Source organism: Streptomyces liliifuscus (assembly GCF_016598615.1).
GTDB classification, from domain to species: domain Bacteria; phylum Actinomycetota; class Actinomycetes; order Streptomycetales; family Streptomycetaceae; genus Streptomyces; species Streptomyces liliifuscus.
The window spans coordinates 10,352,239-10,369,702 of the sequence record NZ_CP066831.1 but is presented as its reverse complement, the minus strand read 5'-3'; the positions used below and the strand labels follow the sequence as shown (position 1 = coordinate 10,369,702).

12 protein-coding genes are annotated in these 17,464 nt (G+C 71.3%); 4 read left to right on the top strand and 8 right to left on the bottom strand.

The features are described from left to right. Positions 1-13: 13 nt before the first annotated feature. From JEQ17_RS45260 to JEQ17_RS45245, 4 genes are all read right to left on the bottom strand, one after another. On the bottom strand, positions 14-1,252 hold the full coding sequence (locus JEQ17_RS45260) for an SGNH/GDSL hydrolase family protein (protein ID WP_200400759.1): 1,239 nt from the start codon (positions 1,250-1,252) through the stop codon (positions 14-16). Further along, a complete protein-coding gene (locus JEQ17_RS45255; RefSeq protein WP_200400758.1) occupies positions 1,249-3,621 on the bottom strand; it encodes a glycosyl hydrolase family 95 catalytic domain-containing protein in 2,373 nt (790 codons plus the stop codon). Before JEQ17_RS45255 ends, JEQ17_RS45260 begins: the two co-directional genes overlap by 4 nt. A 30-nt stretch (positions 3,622-3,651) precedes the next feature. Further along, on the bottom strand, positions 3,652-5,514 hold the full coding sequence (locus JEQ17_RS45250) for an alpha-galactosidase D (RefSeq protein ID WP_200400757.1): 1,863 nt from the start codon (positions 5,512-5,514) through the stop codon (positions 3,652-3,654). A gap of 175 nt (positions 5,515-5,689) precedes the next feature. Next, positions 5,690-6,874, bottom strand: a complete 1,185-nt coding sequence (locus JEQ17_RS45245; RefSeq protein WP_200400756.1) for an ROK family transcriptional regulator — start codon at positions 6,872-6,874, stop codon at positions 5,690-5,692. Between the two features lie 180 nt (positions 6,875-7,054). Between JEQ17_RS45245 and JEQ17_RS45240 the strand changes: the two genes are divergently transcribed. Beyond that, positions 7,055-8,773, top strand: coding sequence for an ATP-binding cassette domain-containing protein (locus JEQ17_RS45240; protein WP_200400755.1), 1,719 nt, complete (start codon positions 7,055-7,057; stop codon positions 8,771-8,773). Positions 8,774-8,794: 21 nt separating this feature from the next. Here JEQ17_RS45240 and JEQ17_RS45235 read toward each other — a convergent pair whose 3' ends face one another. From JEQ17_RS45235 to JEQ17_RS50295, 4 genes are all read right to left on the bottom strand, one after another. Next, positions 8,795-10,273 (bottom strand): aminotransferase class V-fold PLP-dependent enzyme, encoded by a 1,479-nt coding sequence (locus tag JEQ17_RS45235; protein ID WP_200400754.1) that lies wholly within the window; start codon positions 10,271-10,273, stop codon positions 8,795-8,797. 143 nt (positions 10,274-10,416) lie between these two features. Then, positions 10,417-11,202, bottom strand: a complete 786-nt coding sequence (locus JEQ17_RS45230; RefSeq protein WP_200400753.1) for a DeoR/GlpR family DNA-binding transcription regulator — start codon at positions 11,200-11,202, stop codon at positions 10,417-10,419. A 52-nt stretch (positions 11,203-11,254) separates the two neighbouring features. Continuing rightward, positions 11,255-12,310 (bottom strand): 4-hydroxythreonine-4-phosphate dehydrogenase PdxA, encoded by a 1,056-nt coding sequence (gene pdxA, locus JEQ17_RS45225; protein ID WP_234048614.1) that lies wholly within the window; start codon positions 12,308-12,310, stop codon positions 11,255-11,257. A gap of 10 nt (positions 12,311-12,320) precedes the next feature. Next, positions 12,321-13,817, bottom strand: a complete 1,497-nt coding sequence (locus JEQ17_RS50295) for a four-carbon acid sugar kinase family protein (RefSeq protein WP_234048613.1) — start codon at positions 13,815-13,817, stop codon at positions 12,321-12,323. Between the two features lie 211 nt (positions 13,818-14,028). Between JEQ17_RS50295 and JEQ17_RS45215 the strand changes: the two genes are divergently transcribed. Genes JEQ17_RS45215 through JEQ17_RS45205 form a run of 3 tightly spaced genes read left to right on the top strand, consistent with a single transcriptional unit; the run spans position 14,029 to position 17,463 of the window. Then, positions 14,029-15,615 (top strand): ABC transporter substrate-binding protein, encoded by a 1,587-nt coding sequence (locus tag JEQ17_RS45215; RefSeq protein WP_200400752.1) that lies wholly within the window; start codon positions 14,029-14,031, stop codon positions 15,613-15,615. Positions 15,616-15,618: 3 nt separating this feature from the next. Beyond that, on the top strand, positions 15,619-16,548 hold the full coding sequence (locus tag JEQ17_RS45210; RefSeq protein ID WP_200400751.1) for an ABC transporter permease: 930 nt from the start codon (positions 15,619-15,621) through the stop codon (positions 16,546-16,548). Positions 16,549-16,551: 3 nt separating this feature from the next. Further along, entirely contained in the window at positions 16,552-17,463 is a 912-nt protein-coding gene (locus JEQ17_RS45205; RefSeq protein WP_200400750.1) for an ABC transporter permease, read from the top strand. Position 17,464 lies beyond the last annotated feature (1 nt).

The window sequence follows — 17,464 nt, the reverse complement described above, 5'->3', positions numbered from 1 at the left end:
CTCGGCGCGGTGTTCACTCGGAGCAGTCGAGGCTCTTGAGGTCGACGGCGTCGGCCATCGCCTGCATGCCCTTGTCGTTGGGATGCAGACGGTCACCGCCGTCGAAGACGGGAAGGATGCGCTCGTGGTCGTAGGGGCTGCGCAGGATCCGGTCGAAGTCGGTGACGGCGTCGAACTCCCCGCTGTCGCGGATGAATTGGTTGATCTCCTGGCGTACGGACTCGGCGGCGGCGTCCCACTCGTACCAGCCCTTGAAGGGCGCGACGGTGGCTCCGACGACGCACTTCCCGGCCTCGTGGGCGCGGGCGATGATCTCGCGATAGCCCTTGATCATGTCCTGGGCCGTGACGCCGGAGTGGGCCTTGATGTCGTTGACGCCCTCGAAGAGGAACACCGTGCGGACACCCGGCAGGGAGAGGACGTCACGGTCCAGCCGGTTGAGCGCGCTCTGTCCGGCGCCGTCCGCGAGGACCTTGTTTCCGGAGATGCCCTCGTTGGCAACTCCCTTGACCGGCCCGGTCGTTGCCTTCAGCCGACGGGCGAGGTAGTCGGGCCAGCGGCGGTTGAGATCGCTCGTGGACTGCCAGCCGTCCGTGATGGAGTCGCCGAGCGCGACCACGGCCCCGGTGGCCGAACTCGTCCGTACGGACACGGCGTCGAGGTAGAACCAGGAGCCGATCGGCTGGGTCCAGGAGGCGGCGGCCTCCTCGCCCGTGTGGTCGCCCTCCGCCGCGTAGGAGGTCTGCATGGCCATGGAGTGACCGGTGGCCGTGCCGCTCGCCTCGCTGGTGTGGAGGCTGACGGCCAGGTCGGTCGTGGCGGGCAGCCTGCCGGGGAGCGGGTCGCTGTAGGCGGTGGCCCCGGCGGGGACGGTGACGGAGCGCGAGCCGCCGAAGGTCAGCCGCCGGTTGGTGCCGCGGACCACGGTGGCGCCCTCCTGCCGGATGCCGGCGTAGACGCTGTCGAAGGTCAGCGGCCGGTCGCCGAAGGCGTTGGAGAGCCGGACGCGCAGGTCGTCCCCGGCGACGCTGGTGCGCACGATCAGCCGGTAGCTGCGGTCGCTCACGGCGTCGCCGATACGGTCCGCGCTCGCGCCCCAGGTGACCACGTCGTGCCGCTGCCCGGCGGCGGCCTGTGCCGTGGACGCCTGCGTGTCGGCCGGCCGCGCCGCCGCGGGCGTCACCTGGACGGCCGCGGCGATCAGCAGCAGGGCGGCCAGGCGGCCGCCCGCACGGGCGAACCGGGCCGTCATCGGGCGAAGTCCCGCAGCGTGACGGACCCGCCGGGCTTCAGGGTCACCGTGCGGGACGTGTTGCCGTACGCCACCGTCGTCGTCCGGCCGCCGACGCTGTGGATCCGGGCCTCGGTGGGCTTCCCGTCGCGCCAGCGCAGGTCGACGGTGAAGCCGCCGCGGACGCCGACTCCCGTGACGGAGCCGGACTTCGCCCAGGCGTCGGGGAGGGCCGGGAGCAGTTCCAGGTGGCCCGGGCGGGAGTACAGGAGCATCTCGATCATCGCCGCGGGTGTGCCGAAGTTGGCCTCGATCTGGAAGATGCCGCGGCTCTTCTCCACTTCGTAGATGTCGAAGAGGTTGGGGGCCGTGCCGTTGCCGCCGTCGATCGACGGACGGAGGTTGTTGACGATCAGCTGGTAGGCCTTGTCCGCGTCCTTGAGCCGGGCCCAGCACAGACTGCGCCAGGCGTTGGCCCAGCCGAAGCTCTCCATGCCGCGCGCGGTGAGCAGGGCAGTCGCGCCCTCGACGATCTCCGGAGGGGTGGAGTCGTCGGGGCGGATGCGGTCCCCGGGGAAGAGCCCGATCAGCGGGGAGAGGTGCCGGTGGGTGGTCTCGCCGAGGTTGTCGGGCGACATCCACTCCTCCAGCCAGCCCGTCTTGGGGCTGACCTTCGGCAGATACAGCCGCTTCTGGAGGCCGCCGATCTTCTTCGCGTAGGCGGAGTCCTTCTTCAACTCCTTGGACGCCGTGAGGAAGTGGTCGAACAGCACCCACACCAGTTCCTGCGCGTAGGTGATGCCCTTGGCGTCCTGCGGACCGTGCTCGGGCGACCAGTCGCTGTCGTCTATGAGCACTTCCCGCGAGGTGCCGGGAAGTGTCGTGGTGATCAGCCGCGCCTCCCAGAACTCGCAGGCACCCTTCAGGAGCGGGTAGATCCTCGCCAGATGGGAGCGCGACCGGGTGAACTCGTAGTGCTCCCACAGGGTCGTGCACAGCCAGGCGTTGCCCGCCGGATGCCACCACCAGCCGTTTCCGCCATGGATGTTGGTGGAGAAGGCGACGGTCCAGCCCGCGACCTTCCCGGTGGAGTTGCGGTAGCGGTTGCGCGGGTCGTTGTAGAGGTCGTTGGTGAGCTTCGTCCAGGACCCGAACTGGGCGAGGCAGTAGTCGGTGAGCGCGTCGAAGCACTGGGACAGCCCGGCCCGGTCGGCCATCCAGTAGTTCATCTGGATGTTGATGTCCGTGTGGTAGTCGCCCATCCAGTCCGGGTCGTTGCCGTCGAGCCACAGCCCCTGGAGGTTGAGCGGGAGACTGCCGCGGGAACCGGAGATCATCAGATAGCGGCCGAACTGCAGGTAGGCGGCCTCCAGTTCGGGATCGGGCTCGCCGTTCCGGGCCCGCGCCCCGAGTCGTTCCCAGGTGTCCAGGGAGCGCTGCTCGTCCGACGACGTACCGAGGGAGATGTCCAATTGCTCGAACAGCTCGCGGTGGTCGGCGACATGGGTGCGCAGCAGGGTGTCCGCCGAGTGGGCCGCCGCGTCGCGGACCTTCGTACGGGCCAGTCGCTCGGGGTCGAGGGACGGATCGCGGTAGTCGGTGGAGGCGTCGGGCGCGTAGTTGGTGCCGCCGCTCACCACGACGGTCAGTTCCCTGCAGCCGGAGAAGTCGATCCGCGGGCCGTTCACCCGGACGCTGCCGCCGCTGCCGGACGCCTTCACGGCCGCGCCGTAGCGCAGACCGTTCGGGAATGCGGCACCGAAGGAGGTACCCGTCACGCTCTCTCCGTGCGTCCCGTCGAGGGCGATGCTGCCGGTGTAACGGCCGCCGCCGCTCTGTGTGAAGTGCAGGACGATCGCGTCGTCGGGGCGGCTGGCGAAGATCTGCCGCTCGTACGTCACTCCGGAGCGGACGTACGTCGTGGTCACCACGCCCTGCGCGAGGTCGAGGGTGCGGCGGTAGCCGTTCACGGCGGACAGGTCGTGGTCGGGGATGTCGACGGTGAGGCGGCCGAGGAGCGTGAACGAGCCGAAGTTCTCGCGGTCGTAGGGGAACTGGCCGTCGGAGTCGAGCTTGTCGTTGAGGCCGCCGGTCCACATGGTGGCGTCGGTGATCAGGAGGAGTTCACGGCCGGGGTCGTTGCTCGCGAGGGCGCCGAGGCGGCCGTTGCCGACGGGCAGGCCCTGTTCGATCATCGAGTGCTCGTCGCCGGGCGTCTGCCACCACAGCTGGTTGCGTGAACTGCCCTTGGGGAGCGGGGCGTCGGCGGGTCGCTGGGGTGCGGCCGACGCGGTGAAGGCGGGCAGGCCGCCGAGGGCGGTGGCGACGCCGGCCGCCGCTGCCAGGGAGAGGAGTCTTCGTCGGCTGGGCTCGGTCGGGTTGTTGTCCATGGTGCGGCTCCAGGGGGAAGAGAACGGCGGTCAGGACGACTTCGGGACGTCGATGCGGTCGATGTCCGGGGCGTAGCCGGTGCCGCTGTCGAAGGTGATGGTGTTGGCGCCGGCCTTGAGGGTGACGGGCACGCTGACGGTCTCGGCGGTTCCCCAGTCCCCGGTGGAGGGGAACTTGTGGTGCCTGGCGCCGTTGCCGTTCGCGGAGACGTCGATGGAGCGTGCGTCACCGTTGACGTAGCCGACCTTCACCATGTACGTACCGGCCTTGGCGACGACGACGTCGTTGAAGCGGAGCTTGCCGCCGACGTAGAGGTTGCCGACCTTCTTGCCGCCCGAGCAGGCGGAGCAGTCGGCGACGGAGGCGTTGCCGCTGAGGGTGTTGGTGGTCGACTCGGCCTCGTAGCCGGTCGAGGCGAGGGCGGCGCCGCGCGGGGTGACGGTGAACAGCCGGGAGCCGTGGGCGGGCAGCGCCTGCGTCACCTTGTTCGTGTGCGTGCCGAGGTTCTCGCGGTTCCACAGGTCCCGTACGGAGGCCTTGCCTGTGAAGCCGAGGGTCGACCAGTCGGCGGTGACGGCGGCGGGCGCGTCGGCGAGGTTGAACAGGGCCACGGTGTAGCTGCCGTCGGCGTTCTTGGCCGCCCACACCTGCTGGGGGTCGGACGGGGTGACCGGGCGGGCGGGCGGTGTGCTGCCCTGGTTGAGGGCGATGACCTCGCGGTTGGTCAGCAGCGACACACCGTAGGAGTCGAGCTTGGTCAGGTCGTCACCGGTGTAGAGCGGGGACTTGGCGATGGCCCACAGGGTCGCGTAGCTCTGCCGCTCGGCCTTGGTGAGGCCGTCCATCTGGCCGTTGCCGACGTCCAGGGAGTCCAGGTCGTTCCAGCCGCCGGGGCCCGCGTGGCGGGTCCAGCCGGGGGCGTCGTCCCAGCGGTCGTCGACCGAGTTCTCCCAGCTGACAAGGGTGTTGCAGTAGCACTCGACGTCGGTGTCGATGCGCCAGCCGTTGGAGTACTTCTTCCAGTCGGCGACCCGGCCGATGTCGAGCGACCAGGAGATCTCCAGGTGGATCGGGCGGCCGGTGGCGGCGATGGCCTTCTGCCAGGCGGCGACGTCGGCAACGTTGTCGTACTGGTCGCCGTTCTTGCCGGAACCCGGTCCGACCCCGTCGAGCTTGAGGAAGTCGTAGCCCCAGTCGGCGAAGAGCCGTGCCTGCGAGTCGACGTACATCTGGGCGCAGGGGTTGGAGAAGTCGAGCTTGTAGGCGCTGTCCCAGCCGTTGGTGGTGCGCAGGTCGCCGTACACGATGTCGGCGGTCGTGCAGCCCTCCGCGTTCCAGATGGGGATCTTGCCCTCCCCGTACGCCTCCTTCTCCAGGCCGACGGGCAGGTAGATGCCCGCCTTGAGTCCCTTGCCGTGGATGTGGTCGGCGACGGGCTTCATACCACGCGGGAAGCGGCCCGGGTCCGCCTTCTGACGGGCGTACTCGTCGAATCCGGGCTTCCAGTCCTTGGCCCGCCACCATCCGGCGTCGAGGTTGACGTACTCGTACCCGTACGGCTTGAGCTTGGCCGCCAGGGCGTCCGCCTGCTTGAGGACGTTCTTCTCGGTGAGGTAGCTGTAGTCGCCGTCGGGGTTGAGTCCGGGGTACTTCGAGGACTGCATGCTCCAACTCGACCAGCCCATGTACGGCTTGGCCGCGACGGCCTCGGCACCGGCGGCGGACGATGTCGTGGACGTTGTCGTGGATGTGCTCGTAGGAGTGGAGGCAGTGGGAGTGGCGGCCCGGGCCGCCGGGAGGGTCGTCGCCATGGCCGCGGTGAGGGCCAGGACGAGCACGGCTCTTGTGGAGCGACGGGCAGGGGTACCGGGAGAGTACGAGGATGACCTCATGGGTCGGGCCTCCAGTGATGGGTTCGGCTCTGCGCGGGTGCGGTGATGCGTTGGGACAGTGATGCGTTGGGGCGGTGGGGCAGTGATGTGTTGAGGCAGTGATGTGTCGGTGGCTTGGTGCGGGAACTTCCTTGGAGGCCGAGTAGCTTGACTGATCGTCAGGAGGTGCGGCGGCTCATCCCTGGCCGCGGGTCGGACCGCCGATGAAGGACTGGATGGCGGTGGCCGCGGCGCCGCGCGCCCACTCGTCGAAGGGCAACGGACGCGTCAGCAGGTCGCACTGCGCGGCCGTGCCGAAGGCCGACGCGGTGAAGGCGTCGCGGATCTGCTCGGCGAACAGGTCGTACGCGGCGAGGCCCTCGCCGGAGATGATCACGCGCTGGGGGCCCATGAGGTTGGCGACGGTGGCGATGGCCCTGCCGATCGCCTCCCCGGCCCGCGCGTACACCTCACGGGCGCCCGGGTCGCCCCGGCGGGCCAGTTCGACGGCCTGCGCGGCGTCGGCGACCGGCAGGCGGGTCGCCTCGCGCACCGCGGCGACGATCGCGGGGTCCGCGGCGATGGCCTCGGCGCACCCGCGGTTTCCGCAGTGGCAGGGCGGTCCCGTCGGGTCGATGACCACGTGCCCGATCTCGCCGGCCACCCCGTGCGCGCCCGAGACGACCTTGCCGTGCACGACCAGGCCGCAGCCGATGCCCGCGCCGACGGTCACCACCGCGAAGTCGGAGAGGCCGATGCCCGCGCCGAACCACTGCTCGGCGACGGTGAGAGCCCGGACGTCGTTGTCGACGGTGACCGGCAGTCCGGTCGTCATCTCCACGAGTTCGGCGAGGGGAAGGTCGCGCCACTCCAGGAAGGGCGAGAAGCGCACCTCTCCGGCGGCGCGGTCCACATCGCCGGAGACGGCGACGCCGAGCCCCTGGACCTGAACGCCGAACCCGTCGGCCTCCGCGAGGAGTTCCTGCGCGAGGGCGGCGACCGAGGCGAGCACGGCCTTGGGTTCGCGGTCGTCCAGGGGCACGTGCCGGGCGACGCGGATACGGCAGCACAGGTCCGTCAGCACCGCGATGATCTCGTCGCCGGTGATCTTGACGCCGATGAACAGGGCCCGTCCGCCGTCGACCCGCACGGGGTTGGCGGGCCGGCCCAGGGACGGTCGTGCCTCGTCGCCCGCGTCCTCCACCAGGTACCCGGCCTCGATCAGCGGCCGGACCGCCTTCGTGACCGCCGCCGCCGAGAGCCCGGCCCGGCCGGCCATGTCCGACCGGGTGAGCGGGCCGTGGGACAGCACGGTGGTGAAGATCTGGGCAGCGGCCGGCGTGTGTGCCGGGAACGCCTCCGTACGAGGAGTCGAGCGCATGCCCGGAACCTAGGTCCGTTCTTTTCCGCCGTCAATAAAAGAAGCAAGGATCCTTTGAAGAAGGGGGATTTGACACTTTGGCCCTACGGATACGCCCCATCGCCGGATATCGCACCGGCACTTGCCCGGCACCTTCGCCGCTCATGCTTGAAGTCCATGGTCTCCTGGCATGCTGCCTCCATGCCGATACCGACAGGGCCCCGCCCGCCCGAGTCCCCGCTCCTCGCCCCGGTCGACGGCCTGCGGATCCGGGCCCGTCGGCTGACCCAGGAGGTGCGCGGAGCGGGGCGCGTGCTGGACGAGGTGTCCCTCGATGCCGAGCCCGGGCGGATCGTCGTGATCGCCGGCAGCAGTGGCGCGGGCAAGACGGTGCTGCTGGAAACCCTCGCGGGACTGCGGTCGGCCGACGAAGGTTCCGTACTGCACGATGGAGTTCAACCGGGCGAGCCCGGGCCGGAGTTCGGGTTCGTGCCGCAGGAGGACATCCTGCACCGCGACCTGCCGCTGCACCGGACGCTGGTGTTCGCGGCGGGTCTACGCATGCCGGCGGGGACGTCGGCCCAGTCGGTCACCGCGGCCGTCGACCGGGTCCTGGACACGCTCGGGCTGGCGCACCGGGCCGGTACTCCGGTCCGCGCGCTGAGCGGCGGCGAACGCAAACGGGCGAGCATCGCCGCCGAGTTGCTCACCAGACCGCGGGCACTCTTCCTCGACGAACCCACCTCCGGGCTCGATCCGGTCACCGGGGCGGCCCTGTTGCGGACTCTGCGCTCGCTCGCCGAGCACGGCACCACCATCGTCCTGACGACCCATGTCCTCGCGGACCTCCTCCGTGGCGACCACGTCGTGTTCCTGGCTCCGGGCGGACAGGTCGCGTACACGGGTGAACCGGACGCCCTGTGCCGGGAGTTCGGGGTCGGCACGGTCGAGGAGGTGTACGAGGCGGTGGCCGACGGCGCGCGCATCGAAGCCGCAGTGCCCCCTGAAGAGCCCGCGGAGTCCGAGGAAGGCGCGGTCCGTTCTCAGCAGCCGGAGGCACGACCTCGCGTCGGCGCGGTACGCCAGTGGTCGCTGCTCACCCGGCGCGGAACGGCTCTGCTGCTGCACAACCGGCTCTCGGTCGCCGTGCTGGCCGGTTCACCCGTGATGATCGTGGCGATGTTCGCGGTGCTGTTCCGCGCGGGCGCGTTCGACCCGGCGGACCCGGATCCGGGGTCGACCGCGATGATCATGTTCTGGATCGCGTTCGGCGCCTTCTTCTTCGGGCTGACGTACGGCTTGTTGCAGATCTGTACGGAACTGCCCGTGCTCCGCCGCGAATGGCTGGCCGGGCTGCGGATCGGCCCGTACGTGGCGTCCAAGCTCACCACCATGCTCCCGGTACTGGCGGCCGCGGACGCCCTGCTCCTCGCCGTGCTGCGCGCCCTGGACCGGCTACCCGCGGCGGGCTGGGACACGTACGTCTCGCTGTTCGTGTCGAGTGTGCTGGCCTCGGCGGCCGCGCTCGCCCTGGGGCTGCTCGCCTCCGCCGCCGTGACGGACCCGGGGCAGGCGACGCTGATGCTGCCGCTGCTCTGCTTCCCTCAGGTGCTGTTCTCGGGGGCGTTCGTGCCGGTGCCCCGGATGACGGCGGCGGGAGACGCGATCAGCTGGGCGATGACCAACCGATGGGCGTTCGAGGCGCTGGGCAGCGGCATCGGCCTGGAGTCGCTGTGGCGCGACGGTGCCTCCCGGCTGGGACCGCCGCTGCTGGACTCGTACGGCGACTCGTTCGCCCATCCCGCGAGCCGGGGCTGGCTGATCCTGGCCGGGTTCGCCCTGCTGTTCCTGGCGGCGACGTGGGCGGTGCTGGTGCGCAAGTGCCGGAACGGGGTGGTGCGCGGGCGGGCGGGACGATGAGCCGCGACACCCGTCGATCGCTCAGCAGCCCGCCCTCGCCTCCAGTCCGGCGGCCCCGGGCACCCGGTCCCGGTAGGTCTCCCGTACGAACGTCAGGAACGTCTCGATGTCCCTGGGTTGTGACGACAGGCCGAGCGAGATCCGGACAGCGCCCGCCGACGGCAGGCGCAGCAGCTCCAAGTACTCCTCCAGGGACGCGACTTGGCGGCGCGCGGCCGAGCGGAGTCGGCGTGGCGGCAGGGCGAACGCCGCCTCGCCAGCGCCCGGATTGCAGAAGCAGCCGGTGCGCAGTGAGATCCCGCGCCGGGCGCTGTCGCGGGTGACGACCCGTTCGTCGATGACGCGGCCGTCGGCGCCCAGCAGGTTGAGCGCGGCCGTCCCGCCCCGGGCGACGAGGTCGCCAGGGCCGTACATCCTGACCAGCGGCGAGCCGTCGCTGTGTCGCAACGCCCGCAGCCCCGCGAGGAGTTGACCGGTCAGCGCGGTGACGTGGGCGTGCACGCGGTCCATGCCGATGCCGTCGATCCACTCCAGCCCGGCCGTCACGTCGGGGACGGACAGGAAGTTGACCGTGCCGTCCTCGAAGGCCGCCTCGTCGTCCGCGAGGACGTGCCACTGCGCCTGCGCGCTGACCGCGTAGATGGTGCCGCCGGAGAACCAAGGGCGGCGCAGCCTCGCGAGCGCGTCCCGGCGTGCGATCAGGCTGCCGACGCCGGTGGGGTGGCCGAAGACCTTGTACCAGCTGACGACCGTGAAGTCGGGGTGGAACCGGCTCAGGTCGAGGGTGTTGGCGGGTACGTACGCGGCCGCGTCGAGCAGCACGTCGTAGCCGCGTGCCTGGGCCGCCGCGATCCAGGTGAGCGGGTGCTGGACGCCGGTGAAGTTGCTCTGCGCGGGGTAGGCGAGCAGGCCGTGCGGGCGCTCGCCCACGCGGCCTCGCCGCAAGCCCGGTCCGAGTCCGAGTCCGGGACCGCGTTCACGCGCGGGCAGGGCGGCTCTCAGCCGCCGCTCGTCCATCCGCAGCCCGGGGCCGCTCACCGGTACGTACACGGTGGTCGCGCCGCGCGAACGCGCGTACTCCCGCAGGCCGTTCACCGAGTTGTGGTTGTCCAGGGACATCACCAGCCTGCTGCGGCGGGTGAAGGGGTACGCCTCGCCGACCAGCCGCAGTGCACCTGTCGCGTTGGCGGTGAAGATCACGGCGTACTCGGCCGGGTCCGCGTTGAAGTGGCGGAGCACCGCGCGGCGGGCCTGGGACAGCAGCACTCCCGAGGCGCGGGAGGCCGGGCTCTCGGAGTGCGGGTTCCCGAAGAGTCCGCCGGTGATGCGGGCGGCGCTCCCCCGCACGAGCGAGGTCGGCGGAAGACCCGCTCCCGTGTGGTCGAGATAGGTGTGCCCGCCGGCGTCGAGGTAGTCGAAGTCCTCGTTGCGTAAGTCCGCCAAGTCGCCTGCGTGCGCGTCGTCTTCGGGTATGTGGCCGGTGGTCTGCGCCTTGTCCACTGATCCTCCCGCATGAGAGGCCCGGCCCGTCCCCGAGTCCTGGGCCGGGCACGGTCTCCCAACATCATGCTGCTATTCGTCCCGGTGGGAAGAGGTTGCCGGGAATCGGCGCGATCGTGCCGCTCGGGCCGGTGGCGAGTCGGTCAGAGGGTGCCGACGGGCTCGGCCAGCACGGTGGTGACTCCGCGGGCGCGCAGTTCGGCGAGGATGCCGGGGTCGGCCGTGTCGTCCGTGACCAGGGTCCAGCCCTCGGGGAGGACGGCCCAGGCGTGGAAGGGGCGGCGGCCCAGCTTGGCCGCGTGGGCGAGTACGTAGACGTGGTCGGCGCGGCGGGCCATGAGTTCCTTGAGGCGGGTCTGGCGCAGATCGGCCTCGCAGATCCCGTGCTCCGGCGAGACTCCGTCGGTGCCGAGGAAGACCCGGTCGAAGGTGAGCCGTTCGAGGGCGGCCTCGGTCAACGGGCCGACGAAGCCCTGGCTGAGCGGCCTGAGGGTGCCGCCGAGGCACTCGACGTGCACCGTCTCGACGTCGGCGAGTTCCTGAAGCGCGGTCAGTCCGGTGGTCGCGATGGTCACGTCCTTGGCCGTACGCAGTTCGTGTGCGAGCGCGCCGACCGTGGAGCCCGCGTCGAGGAGTAGCGTCTCGCCCGGCTGGACCTGGGCCGCCGCCCAGCGGGCGATGGCGCGCTTGGCGTCGTAGGCCTCGCCGGTGCGCTGGCGCAGCGACGCCTCCGGGTGCGCGGACAGGGCCATCGCGCCGCCGTACGTGCGGGCGAGCCGTCCGTCGGTGGTGAGTTTCGCGAGGTCGCGGCGGATGGTGGAGGCCGTGACGCCGAACAGCTGGGAGAGCTCCTCCACGCTGGTCAGGCCGGTGGTGGTGGCGAGTTGGACGATCCGGTCGCGCCGGGCCTTGGAGCCGATCGCAGACATCAGTCCCTGTCCTCTGGTGTCCTGTGGTGCCGATGGTGCCGACGGGCCGGGGTCAGCGGGCGGCGGCCGGAGCGGATGACATCTCGGCGGCCTGGCGCAGCGCCTCGACCATGCTACCGGCCTCGGCCCTGCCGGTTCCGGCGATGTCGAAGGCGGTGCCGTGGTCGACGGAGGTGCGGATGACCGGCAGGCCCACGGTGAGGTTGACGCCCGCCTCGATGCCGAGGACCTTCACCGGGCCGTGGCCCTGATCGTGGTACATGGCGACGATGAGGTCGTAGTCGCCGCGTCCGGCGAGGTAGAAGGCCGTGTCTGCGGGGAGCGGGCCGCGGGCGTCGATGCCGTCGGCGCGCAGGACCTCCAGGGCGGGGACGATCTTCGTCTCCTCCTCGCCGTTGCCGAACAGTCCGTTCTCGCCGGCGTGCGGGTTGATTCCGCACACCCCGATGACGGGTGCCTCGACGCCCGCGCGGACCATCGCGTCGTGGCCACGGCGCACGGTGCGCTCGACCAGTCCGGGCTCGATCCGGTTGACGGCGTCGATCAGACCGATGTGCGTGGTGACGTGGATGACCTTCACCTTGGGTGTGGACAGCATCATCGACACCTCCTCGACGCCGGTGAGATGGGCGAGGAGTTCGGTGTGTCCGGGGTAGAGGTGCCCGGCGGCGTGCAGGGCCTCCTTGTTGAGGGGCGCGGTGCAGATGCCGTGGACGTCGCCGTTCAGGGCGAGTTCGGCGGCGACACGGATGTACTGGTACGCGGCGTCGCCGGCCTTCGCCGAGAGGACGCCCCAGGGGAGGTCGGCCGGGAGCAGGCCGAGGTCGACGACGTTGATGCGGCCGGGCGTGAACTCGGCCTGGGCGGGGCCGTCGACGCACACGATGTCGCAGGCGACGCCGAGGATGCGGGCCGCCTCGCGGAGGCGTTCGGCGTCGCCGATGACTACGGGGCGGCAGCCGCGCAGGGTGTCGGCGTTCAGCAGGGCCGGGACGATGACCTCCGGTCCGATGCCGGCGCCGTCGCCCATGGTCACCGCGATGATCGGGAGGCGGCGTCCGGCGGTGCCGGACTGCTCGGCGGGCGCGGCGGTGGGGGCTGCGTTCACGTGGGTTCTCCTAGCGGGTCGGGCGAGACGGGACGGGTGAGGCGACCGGCTGGTCGGAAGGCAGCGCGAGGCCGGGGCGCAACGCACGGGCGATGCGCAGCAGGGAATCGGTGTCGCCGTAGCTGCCTGGTCGGGTGACGACGCGACGGCCGTCGACGGTGCTGGAGCGGACGGCGCCGTGGTGGATCTGGTCGAGCGGCAGGAGTTCGCGGATGCCGAGTGCGTCGAGGACGCGGCGGGCGGTCTCGCCACCCGTCAGGACGAGGTCGCTGTCGTGCGCCGCCGCGGCGACCGCGTGGGCCAGGCCCGCGGCGAGGCGGCCCGCCGCGCCGGGATCGACGGCATGGGTGCCGTCGATGCTGACGACGGTGACGCCGTGCGGTGTGTGGCCGCCTTCTGTACGGATGTCCAGGGGCCGCCGGGCAGAGTGGTCGGTGAGGGTGTGCGCGGGCAGCGGCACATGGCGCGCACCGGCCGCGACGAGTTGCGCGATCTGCGCAACGGCGACGGGCTCTGCGGTGCCGACCACCACCAGCAGGGGTCTGAAGGAGGTGCCACCGAGAGCCGGTGACACCTCGTCGGCTGGTGCGGGACCTGCCGTGTCCGCTCCGGTGGGACGGTCCCGGTCGGCTTCCGCGGAACGGTCGTGCGCGGTCCGCGCGGAGTGGTCGGGGTCGGGGTCAGCTTCCGTGGAACGGTCGCGCGCGGTTCGCGCGGAGTGGTCGGCGTCGGCTTCCGTGTGGCCCCGGGCGGCCTCCGCGGGACGGTCACCGTCCGTTCCCTTGAACCCGGCCCCGGTCCCGGCCGCGTCCGCCTCCGCTTTCGCGAGCCTTCGTCCGAGCGCTGCCGCCAGCCCGCCCGTGCCCATCAGCCGTATCCCCGGGCCGAGTCGGAGCGCCGCCTCGGCGATCGCGTCGAGGTCCGCGTCCGTCTCCGCGTCGCACACCGGGTGGTACCCCTCGGCGACGAGCGCCCGGAGCCGGTCGTACAGCGCAGGCTCGGGCGCGCGCACCGTCGCCAGCGGCACCACCCGCGTGCGTACGCCGCCCAGGGCGGCCCCCACCGACACCGGCGCCGCGCCCGACTCCGCACGCCAGGCGTCGGTCGTGTGCAGGGCGATGCCATGCAGGTTGACGACACCTTCGCGGACGGTACGGCCCGCCACGGGAAGGGCAGGTGCGATCACGACGCCCGTGGCGCCGGTCGCGTAGGCGGCCGCCTCGGCGGCGAGGTTGCCCCGCAGCAGCGAGTCGATCTTCTTCAGGACCACGCCTCCGTCGGCGTACGCCAGCGCGGCCCGTACCGCGCTCGCCGCGTCCTGCGGCGGCAGCTGCCGGGTGTCGAGGTCCAGTACGACCGACTCTCCCTCGCGGGGCGAAGTCGTGGCGGGGCCGAGCACGATCCGGCCGCGCAGGCCGAGCGCGGCCGCGGTCTCGGCGGCGCCGGACAGGTCGTCGGCGAGGGCGAAGACGCGGGGTACGAGCACCGTGCGGGTGGTGCGGGACACGCGAACCTCCTTCGGCGGGTACCTGTTCGGGCGGCCCGGACAGGCGGACGGCCTCGGCGCCGATGATGACACAGCTTGCGCGAAGTGCGCGAGACCTCTTGCGCACTTCGCGCAGTCGTGCCACCTTTTCCGGCGCGACACCTGTTCGTCGCCCGGTGTCGGGCGGCGTCAGCGAGAGCCGGTCGCCCTCCAGAATCCGAGAAGGTCGACGATGACCCCAACTCCTCACCTCTTTCCCCCGCCCGGACCGCCCAGCCGCCGGACCGTGCTGCGCTGGGGCGCGCTCGGCGGCACGGGCATCGCGCTCGGTCCGCTGTCCGCCTGTGCCGGCCCCACCGGTGCGCCCGGCCCCGGCACACTCACGCTCGGCCTGAACCGTTCCCTGGTGAGTCTCGACAACAAGCTCAACCAGTTCGACGCCGCGGTGACCGTGCAGCGCGCCGTACGCCAGGCGCTCACCTGGATCGGCCCAGACCTGCAGCCCCGGCTCGTACTCGCCGACCGGTTCGAGATGACCGCTCCCACCGCGTGGAGCGTGCGACTGCGCGAAGGCGTCCGCTACTCGGACGGCAGCCCCGTCACCGTCGAGGACGTGGACACGGCACTGCGCATGTACTCCGAGGTCAACGGCTCGTTCCTGCTCGGCCTCTTCCCCGAGATGCCGACCGTCGAGGCCACCGGCGACCGCACGTTCCTCCTGCGCACGCAGCGCCCCGTACCGGTGCTCGACCGGCTGATGGCCAACATCCACATCACCCCTGCCAGGGCCAACCGGCCCGAGGAACTCCAGTCGGGGCTCGGCTCGGGCCCGTACCGCGTCGTCAGCGCGAACGGCGGTGCCGGCGAGTACACGCTGGCCCGCAACACCGAGTACTGGGGCAAGCAGCCGCCCGTCGAGAAGGTCCGTGTCCGGTTCGTGCCCGAGGAGTCCAGCCGGGTCATCGCCCTGCGCAGCGGCGAACTGGACGTCGTGGACACCCTCACGCCCGACTCGGCCGAGCAGCTCGCCGGCCTGCCCGGTGTCGCCGTCCAGGAGACCCCGGGCGTCCGGATCTGCCAGCTCTTCTACAACTTCCGCAAGCCCGAAGGGCATCCGCTCGCCGACGCGCGCGTGCGCCACGCGCTCACCTACGCGATCGACGGCGAGTCCCTGATACGTGACGTCCTCATCGACTCCGCCGAGGCGACCGAGGGAGTGGTGCCGCTCGCGCTCCAAGGGGCGGTGCGCACGGGCACGTATGCCTACGACCCGCGCAGGGCCAAGGCGCTGCTCAAGTCGCTGGACGCCGAGGACCTGCGGATCACCATCATGTGGGAGTCGGGCGAGTTCGCGGGTGACACGTCCGTGATGGAGGCCGTCGTCGACATGCTCAAGGACGTCGGCGTACGTGCCTCGCTGCGGCAGTTCGAGCCCGGCGGCGACATCCTGAAGTGGCGGCAGGGACGCGGCGGCGACTGGGACGTCATCGGCAACGGCTTCCCCGGCACGACCGGCCAGGCCCTGACCTCCCTCCAGGGCATGTACGGGGGCACGGCCGAGAAGGAACGCACCCGGGACACCTACATGGGCTACGTCATCCCGCGCATCGAACGGCAGCTCTCCGACGCCGCGACCGAGACGGACGCCAAGGAGCGCGACAAGAAGCTGGCCGCCCTCCAGCACGCCGTCTGGGACACCTGGCCCAGCCTCTGGGCGTTCGCGCCCAAGACGCTGCTCGCGCGCCGCGACCGCGTCCGGGGCCTGGCGCTCCAGCCGGTCAACTCCTATGACCTGACCGCCGTACGGCTGGAGGGCTGAGCCGTGCCGATATATCTCGCCCGCCGCATCGGGCAGAGCCTGCTGACCGTGTTCCTCACGCTCACCACCGTCTTCCTGCTGGTGCGACTCGCGCCCGGCGATCCCGCCTCCGCGTACGCCGCGCCCAGCGCGACCAGTGCCGATCTCGCCCGGATCCGCGAGCAGTTCGGCCTCGACGAGCCGCTGTTCGTCCAGTACGGGTACTTCGTCCGCGACCTGTTCACCGGGGATCTCGGTACGAGCTACTCCTTCCACTCCCCCGCGCTCGACGTGGTCCTGGACCGGATGCCGTACACGATCACGCTCGCCGTCTCCGCCATCGCGGTCACGACACTGGTCGCCGTGCCGCTCGGAGTGTGGATGGCCCGCCGTGCCGACACACGCAGGGAGTTGGGCGCGAACGTGTTGACCATCGCCGGTCAGTCGATGCCGGACTTCTGGACCGGAGTGATGCTGCTGACCGTCTTCGCGGTGCTGGTGCCGGTGCTTCCCGCGTCCGGCTTCACGTCGTGGAGCGGTCTGGTGCTGCCGACGGTGACCGTGGCCGTGCTCCAACTCGCCCTGATATCAAGGCTGGTGCGCCGGGAGATGTCCACCGCGCTGGCTTCCTCGTACGTCACCGTCGCCCGCTCCCGGGGCGTCTCGGAGTCCGCGTTGACCTGGCGCTACGCGCTCGCGAACTCCTCGGTGCCACTGGTCACGGCACTCGGTACGCGGTTCGCGGCGCTGCTGAACGGTGTGGTGGTGGTCGAGGTCGTCTTCGGCTGGCCGGGAGTCGGCTCGCTCGTCGTACGCGCCCTGGAGACCCGCGACTATCCGCTCATCCAGGCCACCGTGCTGGTCACCGCGACCCTCGCGATCCTCGTCCAACTCCTCGTCGACCTGGCCTATCCGCTGCTCGATCCGCGGGTACGCCTCGGAAAGGCGGCCTGAGCCATGAGTACCGCCGTAGATGCGGGGCGGCCCAGTGCCGTCACCGCCCGCGACCTCGCCCGGGCCACCGCGACCCGGCAGCGGCGCGGCGCCCGTTTCAAGCTGTGGGCCGGAGGCGTGTGCACCGCGATCGTCGTCCTGCCCGTCGCCCTCGCCGGACTGCTGCCGCTGCCCGGGGCGAACGCCCAGGATTTGTCGCGGCGCAGGCTGCCGCCGCTGAGCGAGGGCCATCTGTTCGGGACCGACCAGTTGGGGCGCGATCTGCTGTCGCGGATCCTGCACGGCGGCCAGGTCTCCCTGACCGTCGGCGTGCTCGCCGTGCTGGTCTCCGGTCTGATCGGCATCGCGGCCGGCTCGGCGGCCGGGTTCTTCGGCGGCTGGGTCGACGCCCTCGTCTCCCGGTTCCTGGAGGCCCAACTCGCCCTGCCGCTCCTGATGATGCTGCTCCTCGTGGTCGCCCTGTTCGGGCCGTCCGTCACCGTCATCACCTGTGTGATCGCGGTCGCGCAGTGGCCGGAGGTGGCCCGGCTGACGCGTTCGCTCGTCCTCGTCGAGCGTGAGAAACCGTACGTCGCCGCCGCCCGCGTCCTCGGACTGCGTTCCTGGGCGGTCCTCGTACGGCATGTGATCCCCAACGTCGTGCGCCCGGCGAGCCTCGTCGTCCTGCTGCTGCTCGCGCAGGCGGTGCTGCTGGAGAGCGCGCTGAGCTTCCTGGGCGCGGGCCCGCAGCGGCCGTTCGCGACCTGGGGCCGGATCATCTCCGACGGCCAGGACTACATCACCACCTCGTGGTGGCTGGTGACCCTGCCGGGACTTGTCATCGTGGTCCTGGTGGTCGGGGTCAACCTGCTCGGGGACGGGCTGCGGGACCGTACGCGCAGCGGGTCGCGTGCCCGCCTGCGGAAGGGAGCGTGAG

Excerpts from the sequence above, each read along its gene's own strand:
- JEQ17_RS45240 (WP_200400755.1), top strand. The coding sequence starts at position 7,055 with ATGCCGATACCGACAGGGCCCCGCCCGCCCGAGTCCCCGCTCCTCGCC.
- JEQ17_RS45245 (WP_200400756.1), bottom strand. The coding sequence starts at position 6,874 with ATGCGCTCGACTCCTCGTACGGAGGCGTTCCCGGCACACACGCCGGCC.
- JEQ17_RS45205 (WP_200400750.1), top strand. The coding sequence starts at position 16,552 with ATGAGTACCGCCGTAGATGCGGGGCGGCCCAGTGCCGTCACCGCCCGC.
- JEQ17_RS45250 (WP_200400757.1), bottom strand. The coding sequence starts at position 5,514 with ATGAGGTCATCCTCGTACTCTCCCGGTACCCCTGCCCGTCGCTCCACA.
- JEQ17_RS45255 (WP_200400758.1), bottom strand. The coding sequence starts at position 3,621 with ATGGACAACAACCCGACCGAGCCCAGCCGACGAAGACTCCTCTCCCTG.
- JEQ17_RS45260 (WP_200400759.1), bottom strand. The coding sequence starts at position 1,252 with ATGACGGCCCGGTTCGCCCGTGCGGGCGGCCGCCTGGCCGCCCTGCTG.
- JEQ17_RS45230 (WP_200400753.1), bottom strand. The coding sequence starts at position 11,202 with ATGTCTGCGATCGGCTCCAAGGCCCGGCGCGACCGGATCGTCCAACTC.
- JEQ17_RS45215 (WP_200400752.1), top strand. The coding sequence starts at position 14,029 with ATGACCCCAACTCCTCACCTCTTTCCCCCGCCCGGACCGCCCAGCCGC.